21 protein-coding genes are annotated in these 20,822 nt (G+C 65.1%); 10 read left to right on the forward strand and 11 right to left on the reverse strand.

The window, feature by feature from the left end:
- Nucleotides 1–400: 400 nt before the first annotated feature.
- Nucleotides 401–799, reverse strand: coding sequence for a cytidine deaminase (locus tag OO015_RS10240; protein ID WP_265941165.1), 399 nt, complete (start codon nucleotides 797–799; stop codon nucleotides 401–403).
- Nucleotides 800–1,070: 271 nt separating this feature from the next.
- Here OO015_RS10240 and OO015_RS10245 point away from each other — a divergent pair, with 271 nt between their 5' ends.
- The 3 genes from OO015_RS10245 to dcd are packed head-to-tail and all read left to right on the forward strand — an operon-like array spanning nucleotide 1,071 to nucleotide 3,116.
- The gene (locus tag OO015_RS10245; RefSeq protein WP_265941166.1) at nucleotides 1,071–1,277 is read left to right on the forward strand and encodes a hypothetical protein; all 207 of its coding nucleotides are present in this window, start codon (nucleotides 1,071–1,073) and stop codon (nucleotides 1,275–1,277) included.
- A gap of 5 nt (nucleotides 1,278–1,282) precedes the next feature.
- A complete protein-coding gene (locus tag OO015_RS10250; RefSeq protein WP_265941167.1) occupies nucleotides 1,283–2,578 on the forward strand; it encodes an amidase in 1,296 nt (431 codons plus the stop codon).
- 22 nt (nucleotides 2,579–2,600) lie between these two features.
- Complete coding sequence (gene dcd / locus OO015_RS10255; RefSeq protein WP_265941168.1) at nucleotides 2,601–3,116, forward strand: dCTP deaminase; 516 nt, start codon at nucleotides 2,601–2,603, stop codon at nucleotides 3,114–3,116.
- Between the two features lie 105 nt (nucleotides 3,117–3,221).
- Here dcd and OO015_RS10260 read toward each other — a convergent pair whose 3' ends face one another.
- Complete coding sequence (locus tag OO015_RS10260; RefSeq protein WP_265941169.1) at nucleotides 3,222–4,184, reverse strand: sugar kinase; 963 nt, start codon at nucleotides 4,182–4,184, stop codon at nucleotides 3,222–3,224.
- A 12-nt stretch (nucleotides 4,185–4,196) separates the two neighbouring features.
- Nucleotides 4,197–4,865: a haloacid dehalogenase type II gene (locus tag OO015_RS10265; RefSeq protein ID WP_265941170.1), complete on the reverse strand. Its 669-nt coding sequence runs from the start codon at nucleotides 4,863–4,865 to the stop codon at nucleotides 4,197–4,199.
- A gap of 176 nt (nucleotides 4,866–5,041) precedes the next feature.
- Between OO015_RS10265 and OO015_RS10270 the strand changes: the two genes are divergently transcribed.
- The gene (locus OO015_RS10270; RefSeq protein ID WP_265941171.1) at nucleotides 5,042–6,766 is read left to right on the forward strand and encodes a hypothetical protein; all 1,725 of its coding nucleotides are present in this window, start codon (nucleotides 5,042–5,044) and stop codon (nucleotides 6,764–6,766) included.
- A 4-nt stretch (nucleotides 6,767–6,770) separates the two neighbouring features.
- Here OO015_RS10270 and proC read toward each other — a convergent pair whose 3' ends face one another.
- Together proC and OO015_RS10280 are read right to left on the reverse strand one after the other, a co-directional pair.
- On the reverse strand, nucleotides 6,771–7,646 hold the full coding sequence (gene proC, locus OO015_RS10275) for a pyrroline-5-carboxylate reductase (RefSeq protein WP_265941172.1): 876 nt from the start codon (nucleotides 7,644–7,646) through the stop codon (nucleotides 6,771–6,773).
- Between the two features lie 23 nt (nucleotides 7,647–7,669).
- Complete coding sequence (locus OO015_RS10280) at nucleotides 7,670–8,470, reverse strand: creatininase family protein (protein ID WP_265941173.1); 801 nt, start codon at nucleotides 8,468–8,470, stop codon at nucleotides 7,670–7,672.
- Nucleotides 8,471–8,564: 94 nt separating this feature from the next.
- On the opposite strand from OO015_RS10280, the gene OO015_RS10285 reads away from it, so the two are divergent.
- A complete protein-coding gene (locus OO015_RS10285; protein WP_265941174.1) occupies nucleotides 8,565–9,356 on the forward strand; it encodes a glycoside hydrolase family 15 protein in 792 nt (263 codons plus the stop codon).
- 78 nt (nucleotides 9,357–9,434) lie between these two features.
- A complete protein-coding gene (locus tag OO015_RS10290; RefSeq protein ID WP_265942068.1) occupies nucleotides 9,435–10,397 on the forward strand; it encodes a glycoside hydrolase family 15 protein in 963 nt (320 codons plus the stop codon).
- Nucleotides 10,398–10,399: 2 nt separating this feature from the next.
- Here the strand turns inward: OO015_RS10290 and OO015_RS10295 are convergent, their stop codons facing one another.
- The gene (locus OO015_RS10295; RefSeq protein ID WP_265941175.1) at nucleotides 10,400–10,879 is read right to left on the reverse strand and encodes a hypothetical protein; all 480 of its coding nucleotides are present in this window, start codon (nucleotides 10,877–10,879) and stop codon (nucleotides 10,400–10,402) included.
- Between the two features lie 75 nt (nucleotides 10,880–10,954).
- On the opposite strand from OO015_RS10295, the gene OO015_RS10300 reads away from it, so the two are divergent.
- Nucleotides 10,955–11,299 carry a hypothetical protein gene (locus OO015_RS10300; protein WP_265941176.1) on the forward strand — a complete coding sequence of 115 codons (345 nt, stop codon included), beginning with the start codon at nucleotides 10,955–10,957 and terminating at the stop codon, nucleotides 11,297–11,299.
- A 9-nt stretch (nucleotides 11,300–11,308) separates the two neighbouring features.
- Here OO015_RS10300 and OO015_RS10305 read toward each other — a convergent pair whose 3' ends face one another.
- Together OO015_RS10305 and OO015_RS10310 are read right to left on the reverse strand one after the other, a co-directional pair.
- Nucleotides 11,309–12,241, reverse strand: coding sequence for a glycosyltransferase family 2 protein (locus OO015_RS10305; RefSeq protein WP_265941177.1), 933 nt, complete (start codon nucleotides 12,239–12,241; stop codon nucleotides 11,309–11,311).
- A 4-nt stretch (nucleotides 12,242–12,245) separates the two neighbouring features.
- Nucleotides 12,246–14,159, reverse strand: coding sequence for a peptidase domain-containing protein (locus OO015_RS10310; protein WP_265941178.1), 1,914 nt, complete (start codon nucleotides 14,157–14,159; stop codon nucleotides 12,246–12,248).
- A 584-nt stretch (nucleotides 14,160–14,743) separates the two neighbouring features.
- Between OO015_RS10310 and OO015_RS10315 the strand changes: the two genes are divergently transcribed.
- On the forward strand, nucleotides 14,744–15,967 hold the full coding sequence (locus tag OO015_RS10315) for an argininosuccinate synthase (RefSeq protein WP_265941179.1): 1,224 nt from the start codon (nucleotides 14,744–14,746) through the stop codon (nucleotides 15,965–15,967).
- 76 nt (nucleotides 15,968–16,043) lie between these two features.
- Here OO015_RS10315 and OO015_RS10320 read toward each other — a convergent pair whose 3' ends face one another.
- From OO015_RS10320 to miaA, 3 genes are all read right to left on the reverse strand, one after another.
- Nucleotides 16,044–16,244 (reverse strand): hypothetical protein, encoded by a 201-nt coding sequence (locus OO015_RS10320; RefSeq protein WP_265941180.1) that lies wholly within the window; start codon nucleotides 16,242–16,244, stop codon nucleotides 16,044–16,046.
- A 287-nt stretch (nucleotides 16,245–16,531) separates the two neighbouring features.
- The gene (locus tag OO015_RS10325) at nucleotides 16,532–17,461 is read right to left on the reverse strand and encodes an A/G-specific adenine glycosylase (RefSeq protein ID WP_265941181.1); all 930 of its coding nucleotides are present in this window, start codon (nucleotides 17,459–17,461) and stop codon (nucleotides 16,532–16,534) included.
- A gap of 342 nt (nucleotides 17,462–17,803) precedes the next feature.
- The gene (gene miaA, locus OO015_RS10330) at nucleotides 17,804–18,796 is read right to left on the reverse strand and encodes a tRNA (adenosine(37)-N6)-dimethylallyltransferase MiaA (RefSeq protein WP_265941182.1); all 993 of its coding nucleotides are present in this window, start codon (nucleotides 18,794–18,796) and stop codon (nucleotides 17,804–17,806) included.
- A gap of 81 nt (nucleotides 18,797–18,877) precedes the next feature.
- Between miaA and mltG the strand changes: the two genes are divergently transcribed.
- Nucleotides 18,878–19,930 carry an endolytic transglycosylase MltG gene (gene mltG, locus OO015_RS10335; protein ID WP_265941183.1) on the forward strand — a complete coding sequence of 351 codons (1,053 nt, stop codon included), beginning with the start codon at nucleotides 18,878–18,880 and terminating at the stop codon, nucleotides 19,928–19,930.
- A 4-nt stretch (nucleotides 19,931–19,934) separates the two neighbouring features.
- Nucleotides 19,935–20,768, forward strand: coding sequence for a shikimate dehydrogenase (gene aroE, locus OO015_RS10340; protein ID WP_265941184.1), 834 nt, complete (start codon nucleotides 19,935–19,937; stop codon nucleotides 20,766–20,768).
- Nucleotides 20,769–20,822: the final 54 nt, after the last annotated feature.

The raw sequence follows: 20,822 nt of genomic DNA on the forward strand, positions 1-20,822 counted from the left end.
CGCACACGCCGGCCGGATGAGCCTTTCGTGTCGGATTCACCGAGCGTGCGTCCTCCGGGCATCTGTGTCCCCCGAGAACCGTCGATGTTGTCCGAGCGGGCACACGCCTCGCAAAGCGAAGCGGCGCGCAACATCACCGCGAGGCGCACTGAAAAACACTTCTGTCCTGCGGAATGCGAGAGCGAAGCACCCTGGTCAAGGCCAGCCGTTACTCCGTTTGGCATACCGCCGCGCCAGCCAGAAACCCGGATCTGCCGATGACGAGTGGGTAGGTGACCTCGTCTCCCGTCACCCGGACACCGGAGACAGGGAAAACACGGCCATGTCTGGCTGCCGGTCACAGCGATACGCGAAGTCCGAAGCAGAAAGCCACCAGCACCCGCAATGCCGAGCCGTGCATTTAGGCCGGCTCCCGCCGCGCGTATTTCTTCGGTAGCAGCCAGCGAACTGGAACGGCCGCCTCACCGTCGTCGTCCGGAACGATCACCCGCGCCTCCGGTGCGTAATCGGAGATGAGTTCCCGACACATCCCACACGGTGGGACGACCTCGCCCCATCGATTGACTGCCACGATCGTATCGATCTCGGTATCGCCATCAGCCGCTGCCATACCGATCGCGACCGCTTCGGCGCACACCGCAATGCGGCCCACTGTCGCCTCCAGATGCACGGCGCGATACACCCTCCCCGATCGCGTCCGGAGCGCGCAACCGATGTGATGCCAGCCCTCCTTGAAACGCTGCGCGATGAGATCACGTGCCGCAGCAACGAGCGCACGCTCGCTTTCCGTGAGTGCCATGACGTGCTCCCTCCTCAAGGTACGCACGGTGACCGCGGTCGATCCCGGTAGTGATACCGCAGCCAACGGTGCCCGGGTGGACGTACCGAACAGCCCGCGGCAGGTGTGCTTTACGGCTGAGAGCGACGCATCCGCCACGCCAAGGATTCGCGCGCTGGCAGACCGAGCCCGCCAGGGTGAAAGCGCTCGGCTGACCCGGTTACACTCCCTTGACAGCCCCCCGCACTTCCCCGCACACTCCACCGTTGTCGTAGGTGGACGGAGTAGACCGATGAGGGAACGATCCGAGAGTGCGCAACACTGGTTTACCGTTCTCGAAGGTGCCGCCCGAGCACGCCTAGGTTCAGAGCGCGCCGACCATCTCGTCGATGAGCTCCGCCTGATGGCGGAGACGATCGCTCGGGTGTTCGCTGAACCGCTCGAGTTCGACGACGAGCCACCAGTCGATATGCTCAGCGAAAGGCCGGGGAACCCGTGAATACCATGGCACAGCTGTCCGTGCGCGAAATTCCAGCGCGCATCCGCCAGCGCGATCTCTCAGTCCACGAACTGCTCCAGGCCACGATCGAGCGCATCGAACGCACCGACCCCTTCCTTCAGGCTTGGGTCGAATTGGACCGTGAGGGTGCGCTTCGTGAGGCCGAGCGGCTCGATCATCTCGCTGAACGTGGAACCGTGCTTCCGCTCCATGGCGTACCAGTCGGTCTCAAGGACGTGATCGACGCCGCTGGCCTGCCCACACGTGCGGGCTTCGCGCCGCTGGGCGACCGCCCAGCTCAAGCCGATGCTGCCATCGTCGCCCGCTTACGCGAACTCGGCGCTCTCGTCCTCGGGAAGACCCACACCACCCAACTCGCCTTCGCCGATCCGGCTCCGACTCGTAACCCGTGGGCTGCCGAACGGACTCCTGGCGGCTCGAGTTCCGGATCGGCAGCTGCAGTCGCCGCGCGTCAGATACCACTCGCTGTCGGCACCCAGACTGCCGGTTCCGTCCTGCGTCCTGCTGCGTATTGTGGTGTCGTGGGGTTCAAACCGAGCCTCGGCTGGTTCCCACTCGAAGGAGTCATCCCGCTCGCTTGGACGCTCGATCACCTCGGCCTCTTCGCGCGGTCGGTCGAAGACGTCGCGTACACGTACGTCGCGCTCTGCGCGCACCAGCGTCTCGAACTCCCGCTCCTCAGCGAGCCACCGCGGCTGCTGTTTCTCGTCGACTTTCTCGAACTCACCGAGCCGGAGGTCGCTGAGCACCTGCAGGACGTGGTGCGCCGCCTTCGCGAGGCCGGTGCACGGATCGAGGAACGCCGCCTTCCGGTCGATGTCCAGCTCCTGCTCGCGATCCACCATGTCATCATGCTCGCCGAAATGGGCGCACTCCACCAGCAAACGCTCGAGCAACACCCCGATGCCTATGGCCCGCGACTCCGGGCCGCAGTCGAAGTCGGGCAGCTCGTCCCTGCTGGTGCCCTGCTGCACGCTCGCCGTCTCCGCCGTCGCCTGGCAGCTCTTCTCGATGATTTCCTCGCTCGCGCGGACGCCGCGATCCTCCCCACCGCCTCCGGCCCGGCTCCCGATCGCTCGACGACTGGCGACCGCCGCTTCCAAGCCGTCTGGACGCTTCTCGGTACACCAGCGATCTCTCTCCCGTCCGGCCTCACTCGCGACGGCTTACCGCTCGGACTGCAGCTCGTCGCCCGCTACGGACACGATCGGCGCCTCCTCCATGTCGCCGCCTGGTGCGAACGCATCCTGCCGAGCCTGCCGCCGCCACCGCTTACCTGACGGTCGATGAAGGGGTCGGTCCATGGCTGTGCTCACGCGACCGGAGATTCTCCGTCTCATCGAAGCCGGTGAGATCGTCATCGAGCCGTTCGATCCCTCGCAGGTCGGCCCGGCGTCTATCGACCTTCACCTGGGCCGCGAATTCCGCCTCTTCCGGCACGCCCGCGAGATCCTGCACGTCACGGAGGACACCGATCATCGCGAGGTGACCGAACTCGTCACCGTCGACGACTATTTGCTCCTCTTGCCTGGACAAGCCGTGCTCGGTATCACCGAGGAGCGCTTGACCCTCCCCGACAATATCTGTGGCTGGATCCAGGGCCGCAGCCGTTTCGCCCGTGTCGGACTCATGGTCCACGTCACTGCCAACTTCATCCAGCCCGGCATGGTCCGTACGCGGCAGGTTCTCGAGATGAACAACGCTGGGCCCGTCCCACTCGCTATTCGTCCCGGCATCCGGATCTGCCAGATCATCCTCGAGGAATGCGTCGGTCGCGCCCACTACACCGGGCGTTTCCAGGGGCAGGAACATCCCTAGCGGTCGGTAGACGAGCCGTCTGACCATCGGGGGTGGTTGCCGTCCAGCCACCCAAACACGTTCGTGGTGTGTTCACCCAATCGGCGTACGCGTAACGGCCTCAGCTCAGCGCAGGATCGTTCGCCGCGCTGCTGCCACCGCCGACTCGAGCTCTTCCGCGGTCACGATGGCCAGATCGCCACGGACAGTAAGCTTCAACGCGGCCAAGGCCACGCCATACTGGAGACCTCGCTCCACGTCCCCCGTATCGAGATATCCGTGGAGGAACCCAGCCGCGAAAGCATCTCCGGCTCCCACTCGATCGACCACCGTGGCCGCCCGACCCGGCACGATCACCGTGCGCCCGTCGGCAGTCGTCGCCACCGCACCGTGCTCGCCTCGCGTCACCACCGTCATCGCTGCACCGAAACGGGTCGACAGCGCGTGAGCGACCGCTTCCCCATCGCCAGAAAGGCCCCACAACAGACGTGCGTCGTCTTCCCCGCACAGCAGTACCGTCGCCTGACGGCAGAACCACTCGAGCGTTCGCGCCGCCTCCTCCGGACTCCACAAGCGGGACCGGTAGTTGACGTCGAACGACACGCCGACACCGGACTGGCACGCTCGTTCGACCAGCCGAGCGAGGACTGCCCGGCATCCGCTGCTGAGCGCCGGGGTGATCCCCGTCGCATGCAACCACCGGCTCTCGCTCACCCACTCGACCGGAAAGACCAGTGGATCGACGTGCGCCACGACCGACCCGGCACGGTCGTACAGCACGACCGTCGGGCGCGGCGGGACGCCCACATCCAGGAAGTAGACGCCGACGCGTCCTTCATCGGTCCAGTGAATCAGTGACGTATCGACACCGTGCCACGCCAGCTCCCGCGCGATGCGCTCACCGAGCGTATTCCTCGGCAGCACCGAGGACCAGGCAGTTCGCCGACCAAGCCGGGCCAACGCGATCAGCACGTTCGCCTCGGCGCCCCCGATCCCGACTTCGAGCTGCTTCGTCGTCTCCAGCCGCTCACCGGTGGGCACCGCCAGCCGGAGCATCGCTTCGCCGAAACCGACGACGTCCCAGCGCACGGCCACTCGACCTCACAACTGCTCGAGCAGCTCGAGCAAAGAGTGCACCGAATAGTGCGGTTGCATCCCGAGGGCATCCAATTTGGCAGTCCCCCGGTTCACCCAACACACCCGAAAACCGAACCGGAGCGCTCCCGCGACATCGAACCCGTTCGACGAACAGAACAGGATCCGTTCCGGCCGCAGAACCAACGCGGCCGGTGCGAGCGCGTACACCGCTGGTGACGGCTTGTACCGCTGCACGGCATCAGCGCTCAGCACTGCCTCGAAGACTGAGCGCATCCCGACGGCGCCGAGCAACGCCTCCAGCATCGCTGGGCTGCCGTTGGAAAGGATGGCCAGTCGCACGCTCCGCTCGCGGAACCCCACCAGGGCTGGGTACACATCCGGGAAAGCCTCGAGTTCGAGCCAGCCGTGCAGGAGATGTTCCCGCTCCTCGCTCGTCAACTCCAGTTCGAGCTGCGCGCATGCTGCGTCCAGCGCTTCCTCCGTCACCTGCCAAAAGTCGACGTACTCCCCGAGGATCGTCCGCAAGAAACTGTGCTCCAGTTGCTTGGCCCGCCAGCGATCGAGGAGCGGGAGGTCACCGACGATCGCTCGTGCGCGCTCCGCGAGTCGGTTGAACCCGAAGAGCGTACCATAGACGTCGAAAACGATCGCCTCGATCCCGTGCTGCGCCAATCTAAGCCCTCCGTTCGCCCAGTCTCTTGCGGGAATCCTAGGCGTTCGCCAGCAGCAGTGCAATGCCCTCCCGCGCAGCTCCGTCGAAGTGCTCACCAGGTAGACAAAACGCCCTCCTGCGACCAGCTCGCGTCCTCGTTCGTTGGTACCCTCGGGGGAGAGAGAGGTCGGAGCTCGTGTGGAAACAGGTCGTTCTCGTTCTGCTCGGCGTCGCTGCGCTCGTGTTCACGCTCCCGGTCCACGAGGCGAACGGGACACCGTTCGCCAGCCCCGCCTTCGAGCAACTCTGGATCCAGCACCAGCGTGCCCAGCTCGATCTGTGGGGAGAGATACCGCTCGCCTGGCGTATCGAGCCGTATGCCGATTCGCCAGGCGGTCGACGACTCGTCCAATACTTCGACCGGGGGCGGATGGAGTTGACGACCCTCGCCAGCGTCAACCGCACCAGTGTCACTCAGGGCCGGCTCGCTTGGGAACTGACCACGGGAAACATCGCCATCGGCAGCGACCTCTTCATCCGTCGCCCGCCGCCCGATCTTCCGATCGATGGTGGATCCACCGATCCGCGCGTCCCCACCTATGCCACGCTCGCTGCACTCGTGTCCGAGCCAGCCCCCGATCGAACTGTCACCAGTCAGGCGATCGACTCGTGGATCACCGCGGATGGTTCGCGAGAGCACGCAACGCCCCCGGCCCCGGTGCGATCGAGCCGTTACATCGCGACGACGCGCCACAACCTTCCAGATGTGACGGTTTCCCTCTTCGACCGTTCACCGCTCGGACCCAACGCCTGGATCGAGGTCTTCGGCTATCCCATCAGTGAGCCGTTCTGGGCCTACTATCGTCGTGGCGAGACCGCGCTTCCCTCGTTGATTCAGGTCTTCGAGCGACGCATCCTCGTCTACACTCCCTCTCTTCCCGCCGATCAGCGCTTCACGCTGGTCAACACCGGTCGCCACTACTATCGCTGGCGCTACGGAGCGGATCCATCCCGACTCTGGCCTGACCCGCTTCCTGGCACTCCCGTCTCGATCCAAGTGCCGCCCCACTTCCGTGCTGGTCTCTTCCTCGAGGGTGTCCGCGACCCCGTCGACCTGGCCCTCGCCCCCGACGGGAATCTCCTCGTCCTCACCAGCAACGGTACCGTCCTCCTCGTGACCGCCGAGGACGCGAGCGGTCGGGCTTCGCGCCTCACCACCTTCGCCTCTGGCCTCGTCGTCCCACGCGGCATCGCCACCGCTGGTCCCTGGGTATACGTCACCGATGACCAGGGTCTCGTCCGGCTTCGCGACGACGACGGCGACGGCATCGCCGACCGCACGCAGCGTCTGCCGCTCGCGTTTCGCCCGTTACCTGGTCCGGCCGGTGCACCGGTCACCGACGCGCGCGGCCAGGTTTATCTCGCTGGCCTGGCCAAGGATGGCTCTTCTGCTCCCTACTTGTACCTGATCACCGAGGGCCACAGCGTCCCACTCGGTCCGGCACCCACCAGCCTCGTGCGACTCTTCACCTGGGGCGAGCTCCTTTTCGCTCTTGTCCAGACCGAGGAGGGCCGCGTGCATGTGGTCCGCCTCGATTTCGGAAGTCGCACAGTCGTGGCCGAGCCTTTCCTCGACTTCCCGGCAGGGTTCATTCCAGGCGGTGGGCTCGCTTACACGACACAACTGTGGGCAGACCCGATTCCCGGAACACTGTTCTTCTGGGGCACACGCGAGACTGCAGGTACGCTCCTCCGCGCTGTCCCGGGATCTGACGGACAGGGTGCACCCACCTCACCGTTCGCCCAGGGATTCCGCTATCCTGTCGCGATGACGGTCGGACTCGACGGCACGCTCTACGTCGCCGACGCAGGTACCGGACAGTTAATCAAGATCGTGCCCACGCGCCGGCAAGCCCAGTGAGGAGTCAGAGGTCACTCGGCCCACCGTTCGGCATTCCCGCACCGAGCTCCTTCGCACGCCGGTAGGCCGCCCACACTGCTCGCGCGATGACCGTCCGGAGCCCACCTCGTTCCATCTCGTAGAGTGCTGCGGCCGACGTCCCACCTGGCGTCGTCACCATATTTCGGAGCTCCGCTGGATGCTTACCGGTTTCCCGGGCAAACAGAACTGACCCCAGAATCGTCTGTTGCACGAGCTGCTCTGCGATATTCCGGGAAAACCCGAGATGAACCCCCGCATCGATCAGCGCCTCCATGATCAGGAAGACGTAGGCCGGTCCCGTCCCGCTCAACGCCGTCGCCATGTCGACCATGTCTTCGTTGTCGACGCGGATCGCCAGACCCATGGCTTCCAACACGGTCCGCACCAGCTGCTCGTCTTGGGGTGTCACTCCCGGTGCCGGATACCAGACAGTCGCCCCATGGCCGATCTGGGCCGGGGTGTTCGGCATCGAACGCACGACTCGCTCGTGCTGCAACCCCTCCTGTAACCGTCGCACGGTCGCACCCGCCACGATCGACAGGACGATCTGCTCCGGTGCGAGCACACCCGCTAGGTCCCGCATCGCTGCCTCCAGCGTCTGCGGCTTGACCGAAAGCACGACGAGATCCGCACCGCGGACTGCCGCAACGTTGTCCGGTGTCGTCTCGAGCCCCAAACGGGCGATCAACTCTTGTCGTCGCCGCGCGTTCGGCTCGCCTCCCGTCAGCTGGTGAACACTGACGAGTCCTGCTCGGAGCAGCGCCGCTGCGATCGCCTCCGCCATCACGCCGCAGCCGACGAATGCGATGCGTTTCCCGCTCAGCGGCGACTCCCGCAGGTTGCTGACCCGGCTCGCCATCTCGGCTCGCCCTTCGCTCGGCCTCACTCTTCCTCTTCCTCCTCGAGTTCGAACTCCTCGAACGGGCTCTCCTCGATGAAGGCCTCGACGAACTCCGCTAACCGGTTCAGCGCCGTTTCCACGATCGCCTCCCCGAATTCCGCTGAGGCTGCCCGGGCGTCACCGAGTGCCCCGTTCGCCGTGATCTCGTCGAACGAATACGCAACGTGCACCGGCCCCCACCACGACGCGTGCGGATACGCCTGCTCCAGGAGCTCGCCAGGAGCGAGCGCGTCCTCCCGCACCGCCCAGGGCGCCAGGTACAAGAGCTGGCTCGTCTCGCTTTCGCAGGCGTGACCGATCACTTCGGCTACCTTCCCGCGCTGCACCACATCGTTCGCCAGCTCCGTAATCGATACCCATGCTGCGAGTACGTCCAGCTCCCGCCGCAGCCGTTGCACGAGGAGTTCCAACGCCGGGCGATTCCCGCCATGCCCGTTCACGAAGAGGAAACGCTCGAACCCATGCTCAGCGAGGCTTTCGACGACTTCGTACAAGACCTGCATGAAGGTCTCGCCGGAGAGCGTAATAGTCCCCGGGAACGCCATGTGATGCGGCGAGACACCGAATGGCATGACCGGCGCGACCAGAACTTCCGGGTACAAGCGCTCCGCCAAGCGCAGGCTGAACTCGTAAGCCCGCACGCTGTCCGTCGCGAACGTCGCATGCGGCCCATGTTGCTCCGTCGACCCGACCGGAATGACGACGAGTCGAATCTCCCCCATCGCTGACTCGAGCTCCGGCCAGGTCATTTCCCACAGGACATACCGTTCACGCTCTTCCATAGCCCTCGCTATCCTTCCTACAGTCTGACCGCGTGCCCGCGATCATCTCGCATATCGACAGCATCGCATCGTAACACAGAGGGGGCAATCGCCCATGTTGCGTCCCCGCCCGTATCCACCCATCGCCGACTATGCGATCATCGGCGATGGGCGAACCGCCGCACTCGTCTCCCGCGACGGCTCGATCGATTGGCTATGCCTCCCTCGTTTCGACGCCGACCCTGTCTCTTCCCGCATCCTCGACGCTGATCTCGGTGGATACTGGTGCATCTTGCCCCACGACGCCCGAACTGCCCAGCGAAGCTATCGTGACCGTACCAACGTCCTCGAAACCTTCTTCACCACCACGACCGGCCAGGTACGTCTCACCGATTTTTTCCCGGCCCTCACCGAGACCCAGAAACGACACTTCCCGCTCGCCCAGACGCTTCTCATCCGTCGCGTCCGCTGCCAGGCCGGTCGCGTCGCCCTCGAGGTGACCATTCGCCTTCGTCCCCGCTTCGGTCGGCAGACCCCAGAACTCCGCGTGTTCGCCGGCCAGTGGTACCAGTACGGATGGGATCATCGCGCTGCCGTTCTCTACGCGAGCGTCCCGCTCGAGCAGCGGGGCTCCGTCTTGCGCGGCACCTTCATACTCGAAGCCGGGCAAACCGCCGATTTCGCCCTCGCCTACGCCGACGAAGCACCCGTCGAACTCCCCATTCCGCAGCTTTTCGACACCTTCGAGCGTCTGACCCTCGACTACTGGTCGCAATGGATCCTGCACTGCACCTATACCGGCCCCTATCGCGAGGCAGTCGAGCGCAGCGCGCTCACACTCAAGCTCCTTACCTATGCGCCCTCGGGTGCCGTGGTCGCCGCACCGACCACCTCGCTCCCCGAGTAGCCGGGTGGCCCCCGCAACTGGGATTACCGGTATTGTTGGCTCCGCGATGCCTCCTTCACCGTTCGCTCGCTCCTCGGTCTGGGCTTCCATGAGGAAGCCGACGCATTCGTCGATTGGATCCTCTACGCTACGCGTCTTACTCAGCCGGAACTGCAAGTCGTCTATACCCTCCACGGTGAGCCGCATATCCCGGAGCACCTGCTCGTCGACCTCGACGGCTACCGGAGCAGTCGTCCCGTCCGTGTCGGGAACCAGGCCTCGCAGCAGTTCCAGCTCGATGTCTACGGTGAAGTCATCGATGCCTTCGCGCGTTATCGTGCGTTCGGTCGCCCGCTCGACCGCGACAACTACCGTTTCCTTCGTGGCCTTGCCGATGTCATCGTTCACCGGTGGCACGAACCGGACGACGGCATCTGGGAAGTCCGTTCCGGCCGTGTCCATCACGTCCACTCCAAGGTCATGGCACTCGTCGGCCGGCGTCATCTCGAGCGTCTCGCGGTGCAGGACGGCGTGCACCTCCCGCTCCACCGCTACCGCCGCGCCGCTGCCGAGATCGAGCGCTGGCTCGTCACGTACGGAGTCGATCCTACCCGGAACGCGTTCGTCGCCGTACCCGGCGGCGGAGCGGACGCGTCCCTCCTCTGGCTCGCCCTCCAGGACGCCTTCCTCTCGCCGACGCATCCCTGGGTGATCGGCACCGTGGATAGCGTACGACGCGAACTCACTGTCGACGACCTCGTCTATCGCTACCACCGGCCGGACGGTCTCATTGGGCCGGAAGGAGCTTTCGTCATCTGCTCCTTCTGGCTCGTCGAGGCGCTGGCTCGCATCGGCCGCCTCGACGAAGCCTACGACCGATTCGAGCGCCTCCTCCATCGCGCCAATGACGTCGGTCTGTACGCCGAGGAGATCGATCCTGCCACTGGCGAGCACCTCGGCAACTTCCCGCAGGCATTCAGTCATATCGGCCTCATCAGTGCTGCGCTCGCCTTGGAGGAGGCGACCACGTCGCGGAAGCCGCTTCGCGCTGCTGCGCACTGAGGTCACGTGCGGAGCAAGATGCCCAGAACGATCCCGTACACGACATGCCCGATGACCGTCGCCACTGCCGTCTGTCGCCCGTAGTTGAGCCCGGCCAGTCCGGGCGGTTGGAGATGCCGTGTCGGATCCGGCCCTGTACCCTCGCTCGCCATCCGCGGGTGCACTCCCGGTAAGCCTGGCAAGACCACGAGCAGCACGAACAACGCATGAACCAGTCCCACCAGTGCCCCCAGCCACCAGGACGCGCCTCCGAGCAACCAGAACACACCCGCATAGACGGCCGCGACCGGCCAACCGACCAGGATGTGCGCGAAGACACCGACGAATTTCGCCCGTTCTCGATCGTCGGTCACCCACAGCCCCAGGATCAGGGGCAAATCCATACGCGTCAGTCCGAACAGTTGACTGCCGCGCAAGACGACCGTCAGCAGAATCGTCGCCACGAGTCCGGCGAGGATCAGACGCAAGACGCTCTCGGCCACCGCGCCGCACCCTCCACGACCGCCGTGCTATCCTCGCTCACGTGCACCAGTTCGGTGCCAGGGAGTTGCGGTCGTATGCCATTCGTCATGGATCTCCGTCCCGAAGGGTTCGTCCCGGCAGCCCGCTGCGACCAGTGCGGCGAACTCGTCACCGCGGAGGCCGGCCTCGTCCTCTGGAGCCTCGATTCGCCTGCTGTACTCGGCGGCTCACCGGTCTTCGTCGCCTGCGATCAGGACTGTGCCGATGCACTGACCGCTCGTTATCCAGAAATCCAGTTCGCAGCCCTCGCTCTCGACACCTACCTCGTCGTCCTCGTCGAGGACGAACTCGTGATCGACTCCCAGGCGGTTCGGGAACGCGAGGAACTCGCCTGGGCGCTCGAGCGCACGCGCGATGAAGTCGACCAGGCACTCGACTGACCGCGGGCGTTAACGGACGAACCGCCGCACAGCAAGCCCCACCAGCGCGACACTGAACCGCATCCCGATCCCAGCGTACACCAGCCAGCGAAGCAGAACCGGCTGGTGAGCCGCGTAGTGGCGACGATAGAACAGTGCCATCGCCCGGTAGAACTCCCACAGAATCCGCGGGTCGCGTCGCCCCCACGAGCCACCCTTGACATGGACGGCTCGTGCCGACGGCTCGTAGCGCACGCGCCAGCCACGCTGCTTGATCCGATACGCCCAGTCGAGATCCTCACCGTACATGAAAAAAGCCTCGTCCAGCAGACCGGCCTCCACCACGGCCTGCAGTCGCACCAGCATGCATGCCCCGCTCACTGCATCCACCTCGAGCGGTTCGTCGGGGTCACGATACGTCAGGTTGTAGCGTGCGAACCAGCGGCTGCGCGGGAACAGCCGTGCCAGCCCCGTCAGTTTCCACAACGCCGTGCCCGGTGTCGGGAAGCTGCGCCGGCATGCCAGATCGAGCCGCCCGTCCGGCAACACCAGCTTCGGCCCGACGATCGCCACATCCGGCTCGCGCTCCAGCACCGTCACCAGTCGCTGGATCGTTTCCGGCTCGACGAAGCAGTCCGAGTTCAACAGCAGGACAGCGTGCGCGCGTCGCGCGCGATCCGGTACCAGTGCCAGAACACGCCGCAGTGCCACATTGTTCGCGCGAGCGAACCCCACATTCGCGCCGGTTTCGAGCAGCACGGCCTCGGGAAACCGCTCCCGCACCAGCGCTACCGACCCGTCGTGCGACCCGTTATCGACGACGAATACCGTGCACGGCCGATCCAGCGTGCTCGCCCGGAGCGCCGTCAAGCATCGCTCGAGCAGGTGAGCGGTGTTGTAGTTGACGATCACGACCCACACACCCTGCGGCGCAGCAGCAGTCACCTGTGGAGGCTGGAGCACTCGCTCACTCCTGGTCACGCCATGCGAGATAGTGCTGCCCCACATTCCCCATCTCCACTCGCCAACCGGCCGGATTGCTCGGCGTATACGTCAAGCAGCGTCGCTCGAAGCATTGCACGAGGACGTCGCGGAATTCGCCCGCGACTTTCACTGTCGCCCAATACGGTTCGGTGATCGGTAGTCCCGTCGCGAAGAACAGCGGCTCGAAGAGCCGACCGTGGGTCGCGCCCGCTTCGCCCCAGACTGGCCCCTCGCTCTGCAAGAACTCCCAGAACACGTCGGCGATCGCATGGTTCGTTTCCGGGATGACCACGGCGACCGAGACGCCCCCCGGCCCGTCCTCGGTCACCGTCCCATCGCGGTGCAGTCGCCAGCGGATCTCGCTTCCTTCCGACAGTGGTGGAGCGGCGAGAAGTTCGCGGAACGTCGCGTATGTCGGCCCCGTCGGATCGTCTCGGTCACCCGCGACCGGGATCGCAGCCGGCTCACGCTGCTCGAACGTCGCATCACCCAGCTGTACCTGCCCGGTGATCAGTTCCTTCACGAGGAGACCGGTGGTCACGTACCAGCGTGTCCCGCGGTCGCCCGCGAGCGCTGTGACCTCCATGCGCGCTTTATCCCAATACACGACGGCACGCCGCCCACCCGGCGCATCGCGATACGGCTCGACCGTCACACGGATCGGTCGCGGCCCCCACGTCCAGCTCCGCTCCACCAACCCTGCGGCGACCGGCCGATCTTCCCGCTCCCACGTCCGCTGCCAGGCACTGAAGACGATCGGCTGGTACGGACTCGGCTCCCAGGCTGCCCAACCGAAGCCTTCCAGCGTTTCCCTCCGTCCGCTCGCCGGTTCCACGATCACCAGCACTGGGGGCTTACCGGGAACATTGCGCACGAACGCCAGCCGCTCCCCTTGCGGGGAAATTGCGACCAGGATGCCCGGATCGTTCGCTGCCGTCGTCCGCTCGCCAGTAACGAGATCGATGCGTGTGACGACTGTCGGGAAACTCCGGCTCGCGTAGAGGAAGCGCGCCAGCGGATCGAGCCACAGATACACCGTCGGTAATGCGAGCCCTGGATAGCCCAGCGGGAGATCAGGGAGACGCCGCGCCTCGCCCGTCACGAGGTTGATCAGCACCAGATCGTCCCCACCGCTATCAGCCGCCAGGAAGCCGACCCACTGTCCGTCACCCGAGGTAAGGAGCGGTGCACGACAACTCGCCACCAGTCCATCCCACAGGATCCCCGTCGCGCCAGTCCCCGGATCGGCCCAGCGCAGCCGCGCGTCCGCCGCACTCGTGTACACGAGCCGTGGTCGCTCGGCATCACCCCCCGTCGTGACCCAGGTGAGGTGTCCCACCGCTCGATCGTTCACCGTAACCCCACCACTCGCCACCTCGATCCAACCGACATCCTCGACCGGGCACGAGCTGGACGGTACCGCATCGGTCGCGCGCGTGAACGCCAGCCACCGCCCATCGAGCGACCAGGCGAGACGGCGGGCAGCTACGGCAACGGTGCGGAGCGGTTCGCCCTCCCGGCTCGCGATCACCACGCGGCTACCGTCGCTCCACGCCAGCCAGCGACCATCACCCGACCAGGCGATCGTAGTCGCCGTGTCCAGCACGCGCGCCGCCGGCTGCGCGCCGGTCGTAGCTATCCCGACGACCGATCGCCCGTCCTGCATCGCCGTGAAAGCGAGCCGCCCACCCTCGGGCGACCACTCGACGGCCGTGACCTCGAGTCCTTCGAGTGCCGCGACCGGTGCAGCGCCATCGGACGATGCGAGCCAGAGCCTGCGATGCCGATCGAGGAGTGCCAGTTGCCGCCACGACGGCTCCTGCTCCTGGGCGTGAATCGGCAGTACAGCTCCCCAAGCCAAAACGAGCGCGAGTACGAGACGCCACGCACCCCGCATCCCGATTCCCCTTCCCAGCGGCAGCCTCGCGCTGCCTGCGCAGTATCCTAGCTGCTCGCCGACCGTATCGTCTCGCTCACCGGCCGCACGCCTGACTTCATGCGAACCGGCTGGCGAGCACTCACCCCTCCACCACGTGCGCGAGGCATCGCGCCGAGCGATGGTGATCAGGGGACGAAGTCGAGACACGCCTCGGCCGCACCAGCTCAGCACTCACCGCTCGTGGCCCCGGGAGAAAACCCTTCGGCCAGGTTTATCGGTCTCGCTGCAAAGATCCCGAGCGCTCGAAAAGCGTTTGGCCTCAGTCAGCGAAACACCAGTACAGCATGCCAGGGCAATCATTTTTTGACGCCTGGCGGAGACATGGTGGTCTTCGTTCCTGGGAGGGTGTCGGCAGCTCCCTGGAATCGAACGGCGCTTGACGCCGTTTTCCCCTCCTGCTACCCTCGCCTCGGAAAGAAGCGGTCTCGGTGGGGAGGGTGCGCTGTGCTCGTCCATCTGCCCGGTCGCGCCAGGCCGGAAGTCACCGCCTCGGTCTCCTGAAGCAGCGTGTTGTCGACGGTTCGATCAGGGAGGAGCACAGCGTGTCCAAGAAGAAAGTCAACAAGGTCGTTCTCGCCTACTCCGGCGGACTCGATACGTCCGTCATTTTGAAGTGGATCAAGGAGACCTACGACTGCGAAGTCATTACGGTGACAGCTGATATCGGCCAGGGCGAGGACCTCTCCGGTGTCGAGGCTAAGGCGCTGGCAACCGGCGCCTCTAAGGCGTACGTTCTCGATCTCAAGGAGGAATTCCTCACCCAGTATGCCTTCCCGGTACTCCGTTCCGGCGCTGTCTACGAGCGCAAGTATCTCCTCGGCACGAGCTTCGCTCGCCCCCTCATCGCCAAGTACCAGGTCGAGATCGCCAAGCGCGAGGGCGCCGATGCCGTCGCCCACGGCTGCACCGGCAAGGGCAACGACCAGGTTCGTTTCGAACTGACCTACAAAGCCCTCGCCCCCGAGTTGACGGTCATCGCCCCCTGGCGCGAGTGGGATCTCTCCGGGCGTGAGGCGTTGCTGGAGTACGCTGCCTCGCGCGGTATTCCGGTCTCGCAGTCCAAGGAGAACATCTATAGCCGCGACCAGAACCTCTGGCATCTCTCGCACGAGGGTGGTGAACTCGAGGATCCCTGGCAGGCACCCAACGAGCGGGTCTACCAGATCACGACCAGTCCACAGGCCGCTCCCGACCGACCGGAGGAGATCGTCGTCGGTTTCGAGCAGGGATATCCCGTCAGCCTGAATGGCGAACGCCTCCCACCGGTGTCCCTCATGGAGCGCCTCAATGAGCTCGGCGGTCGCCATGGCATCGGTCGGATCGACCTGGTCGAGAACCGTCTCGTCGGCATGAAGTCACGCGGTGTCTACGAGCAGCCTGGTGCGACGATCCTGTCTGTGGCACACAAGGAGCTGGAGCATCTCACGCTCGACCGCGAAACGATGCACTTCAAAGATATGCTCGCCTTGAAGTACGCAGAGCTGGTCTACTACGGCCTCTGGTACACACCGCTCCGCGAGGCGCTCGATGCCTTCGTCGATGTCACCCAGCGAACCGTGACCGGTGAAGTGCGCCTTACCCTCTACAAGGGCAACTGCATCCCAACTGGACGACGATCGCCCTACAGCCTCTACAGCATGGAGCTGGCGACCTTCGGGGCCGACGCGATTTATGACCAGCGTGACGCGGAGGGCTTCATCAATCTCTTCGGCCTCCCGCTGAAAGTCGCCGCTCTGCTCCGCCAGCAACAGACGGGCATCTCCTGACCGCGGACGCAAGGAAAAGCCAACCGGGGGTGCTGACGCCCCCGGTTGGCTCGCTGTTGTCGAGCGAGCTTGTCCCCTACGACCAGGGATGGATCGTCGGCGAATTGATCGCGATGATCATCCAGATGATCAGCCCGAGAACATTGATCCCGACGAACGTCACGAACGCCAGGAATCCCCAGCCGTACCGGAACTCGTACCCGAAAAGCGGCTGCGAGACTGCTGCCGCCTCCACCCGCTCTTCGACGACTGCCCGGCTCGTCTGTCCCTTCGCCACGTGTCGCTCCTCCCGCACCAGGATGTCGGACGTAACGCTCCCGCCCCCTATCCTACCATCCCGTACCGACTTTGCGCATCCCTTCACGAGTCGGCCGATCGTTCATTCGAGCATGGTAGGGGGTCATTTCCACCTACCTTGGGCTCGTTCGCTTTTCGAACAGCGACACCGACCTGACCGTATCGCGGCTCACCGTCCCGCACCCGGCAGCTTCACCGACCGTCGGCACTCCCTTTGACTCGCATCGAACTCTCGCGTGACTCGGCGCTGCTGCCACATATGTCTCCTTAGTCAGCCGGCTTCCCCGGCAATCGCACGAAGTACTCACCGCCTTCTTCGCGCACTTCCACCAGCCCATCGCGGGCGAGGCCCTCCACCAGTTCCTCGAGCGCGAGTTCCCCTCCCGCCGAGTCAGGATCGCCCACGAGTTCACGCAATGCGTGCAGCGACACCCCCGCTGGCAAACGGCGCAGTGCAGCGACGATCCGCCCCCGGTAATACCGGCGCGAACCAGCGAACCGCTCGCTCCGCCGGCGTACCATTCCCACCGTACCGACCGAACGACAGACCGCTCGCACTGGACACTGTTCGCATCGAGGACTCCGGCTGGTGCAAACACGCGCTCCCAGCTCCATCAGGGCCTGGTTCCACTCGTAGGCGCGATCGAGGGGCAGCACACGCTCAGCGAGCGCATCGAGATCACGGCGACGAGGAGAATGATCCGGACCGAGGAAGATCCGCGTGAGTACACGCGCGATGTTGGTATCCCAGAACGCCACCGGCTGACCGAAGGCGAAGCAGAGCACTGCGCCTGCGGTGTACCGGCCAACTCCTGGGAGCTCTTCCAGTTGCCGCCGGTCGCGCGGAAACTCCCCGCCGTGCTGCTCCACGATCTGGCGTGCCGCCCGCCAGAGATACACCGCGCGTCGGTTGTAGCCGAGCCCGCCCCAGGCGGCGATGACCTCCGCGAGCGGCGCGGCAGCCAGATGCTCGATCGTCGGGAAGCGGGACAAGAACGCCTCGTACGCCGGGATCACGCGCTCGACTTGCGTCTGCTGCAACATCACCTCGCTGACCAGGATCCGGTAGGGATCGCGTGTCCGGCGCCAGGGCAGATCACGAGCGTTCGCCGCGTACCAGCTGAGAAGCCGCTCGTGCACGACTCGCAGGTCATCTGTCCGGGCAAAATCTCGCTCTCCGTACGTTTCTTGGGTCATCGTTCCTCACCCAGCCTGCTCCGCGGGTCCGCCGGCCGACCACCGTACGCACCGCTCACCGATTGTCTCCCGAGTGTTGCCTCGTCGAACCCGCCCGTACCCTGAGCCAGCGTGCCTGGCCGTGCTGAGAAGAGACACTTCCGTCTCGCTCCGTCATGGTGCAGTAACGACGACAGCCCCTCCAGCAGCATGATCGAACAGCGCGCACCCGGAACCGAGCGGCCTACCCACCACACGGCGAGGGCAGTGATATGGTTCTCCGCACCCAGTCCAGCAGCCAGCCGTCCGCACCCACGGTCTGAAACACGGAAGCGGCCATCTGGCCGCTTCCGTGCCTCCTCCTCACGCGCGAGGCGCTCTCGTTCTTCCTCCTCCGTTACGATGTACGTCAGCTTGCGTCCAGCCGGTTTCCTCGTCCAGGAACGTTCGTACCCGCTCGCGTACTGCGTCGTACCACCCGTCCGTCGTCACGTCGTACCACTCGATCTGCTTCAGTCGACGCAACCATGTCATCTGGTGTCGCGCGTAGCGATGGGTGTCGTATTTGATCCGCGCGATCGCCTCCTCCAATGTCGTCCTTCCTTCCAGGTAGGCCACGATTTGCCGGTATCCCAGTGCGGTCATGGCGGGCGCCGTCGCCGGAACCCCCTCGCGCAAGAGGCGCTGCACTTCTTCGACGAGTCCGCGCGCGATCTGTCGCTCGACCCGCTCGTCGATCCGGCGATAGAGCTCCTCGCGAGGCATGGTGAGCCCGATCCACAGCACGCACCAATCCGGTGGTTCCTTGCCTTCCAGCTCGGACATTGGCCGGCCCGTCGTCATGAAGACCTCGAGAGCCCGGATCACTCGTCGGACATTGCTGGGCGGAATCCGCGCAGCTGCTGCGGGATCGACGAGCGCGAGTTCTCGGTGCAAGACCTCCGGTCTCTCCTCGCGTGCCCGCAATTCCAACTGCGCCCGCAGCTCGGGATTCGGGGGTGCCGGGGGAATCCTCCAGCCCTCTAACAGCGCGCGGAGGTACAGCGGCGTTCCCCCAGTGACGAGCGGCAGCCTGCCGCGCGACTGGATCTCCTCGATAGCCCGTCGCGCATCGCGCTGGAACAGTGCCAGCGAGTACTCATCGCGCGGATCCAATATGTCGATCAGATGATGCGGCACCCCCTGTCGTTCCTCGACCGATGGCTTGTCTGTCCCGATGTCCATCCCACGGTAGAAATACCGTGAATCCACCGACACGACTTCGCCGTCGAACTCCAACGCCAACCGGATCGCGGTCGCAGTCTTCCCCACCGCAGTCGGTCCGACGATCGCGACAACCGGTTTTGGCTTGTCCATCGCGTTGCACCCCTGGTAGACTGACCGCCGGTTGTGCGTATCTCTTACGTCCAGCACCGCACCAGCGGGAGGCGGGTGTTCGTGCTCCGTGTCATGATACAGGGACTCAAAATCGCTGTCGTCTTCGTGCTCGCAGCGGTCATCGTCGTTGCTGCTCAGCGCGCGCTCGTCACGCAGCTGGAAGCCTCGGCGAGCCCAGCCGGTCAGCCGGTCGTCTTCCAGGTCGAGCCAGACGAGTCGGTGGATTCGATTGCCGAACGGCTCCATGAGGCGGGCCTGATTCGTTCTCCGACGTATTTCAAGCTACGCGTCCGCCTCAGTAATGCGGATACCCGAATCCGCGCCGGTCGCTTCGTCCTCTATACCGGTATGTCGGTCAATCAGATCATCCAGACGCTCACAACGGCACCGGGAGTGCAAACGGTGCGTGTCCGCTTTCTCGAGGGCTGGCGTGCTGAGCAGTACGCCGACGAACTCGTCCGGGTCGGGATCCTCTCCGACCCACAGCAGTTCCTCGAGGTACTCGACGCAGGTCGCTGGCAAGCCCGGTACCCATTCCTGGCCGACCTGCTCCCCAACCAGCGGATCGAGGGTTTCTTGTTCCCCGATACCTACGAGTTTCGTACCGATGCGACACCAGAAGAGATCGTGCGAACCCTTCTCGATACTTTCGATCAGCGCGTTCCCGCCGAAATGCGGGCACAGGCGGAGCAGCTCGGTCGCCCGTTCTATCAGGTCCTGATCATCGCCTCCATCGTCGAGCGCGAGGCAGCCGTGCCGGAGGAGCGCCCGGTCATCGCCTCGGTCTTCTACAACCGCCTGCGGGAAAACATGCCCCTGCAGGCTGATCCGACCGTCCAATACGCGCTCGGTTCGAAGGACAACTGGTGGCCGAGCTTGGCCAGCGTCCCCGATCTCGCGACAGTCGACAGCCCGTACAACACGTACCGGACCGCTGGTCTCCCGCCCGGACCGATCTGCAACCCAGGGCTGGCCGCCATCGAGGCCGCACTCTCACCAGCCCAGACCGATTACCTGTACTTCGTGACGCGCGGTGACGGCAGTGGCGCGCATGTCTTCGCGCGCACCTACGAGGAGCACGTCCGGAATATCCGGGAACAGCACGGCGGGTGATGCGATGCGTCTCGGTCTCATCGGCTATCCGGTCGAGCACAGCCTGTCGCCAATCTTTCAGCAAGCGGCCCTCGATGCCATCGGCATTCCAGCACGCTACGAACTGTGGCCGACGCCACCCGATCGACTCGCTGACCGGATCATCATGCTGCGCTCCCCCGACATCATCGGCGCGAATGTCACGGTACCGCACAAGGAGGCAGTTGCCCGTGCCGTCGACCGGCTTGCCCCGCGTGCCCAGCGCGCCGGAGCTGTCAATACGATCCTCAACCGCGACAGCCAGCTCATCGGCGAAAATACCGACATTCCAGGATTTCTCTTCCCGCTCGTCCGCCGCTCCCTCCCGATCGCCGATGCCCGCATCGTCGTGCTCGGTGCTGGTGGTGCAGCCCGGGCCGTCATCGTCGCACTGGCCGAGCACGGCTGTCGTTCCCTCGTCGTCGCCAACCGGACGCTCCAGCGCGCCGAAGCGCTCGTCAGCGAGTTCGGTATCGGCCGCGCGCTGCCCCTCGCTCCCGTCCTCACGGATGTCCTCCCCGCGACTGATCTCCTGGTCAACGCCACGAGCATCGGTTGGGACGGTGCCGCGAGCCCCATACCGGTCGAGTGGCTCGACCTCCTCCCAGCCCACGCACTCGTCTACGATCTCACCTACCGCGAGACACCGCTCCTCATCGCTGCTCGGGCTCGCAACCTGCCGACGCTGGACGGCCTCGAGATGCTCGTCGCGCAAGGAGCCGAATCGTTTCGTCTGTGGTTCGGTGTGGACCCGCCGTTCGAGATCATGTTCCAAGCAGCACAGGAAGCTCGCGCGCAGCGATTCGGGACGAACGGGTGAATCGCTCGTCGCACCGGCTCCCCTAAGCTGTACCCGGGTACGCCCCGGAAGGTG

The organism is Thermomicrobium sp. 4228-Ro, assembly GCF_026241205.1.
Classification (GTDB): Bacteria; Chloroflexota; Chloroflexia; order Thermomicrobiales; family Thermomicrobiaceae; genus Thermomicrobium.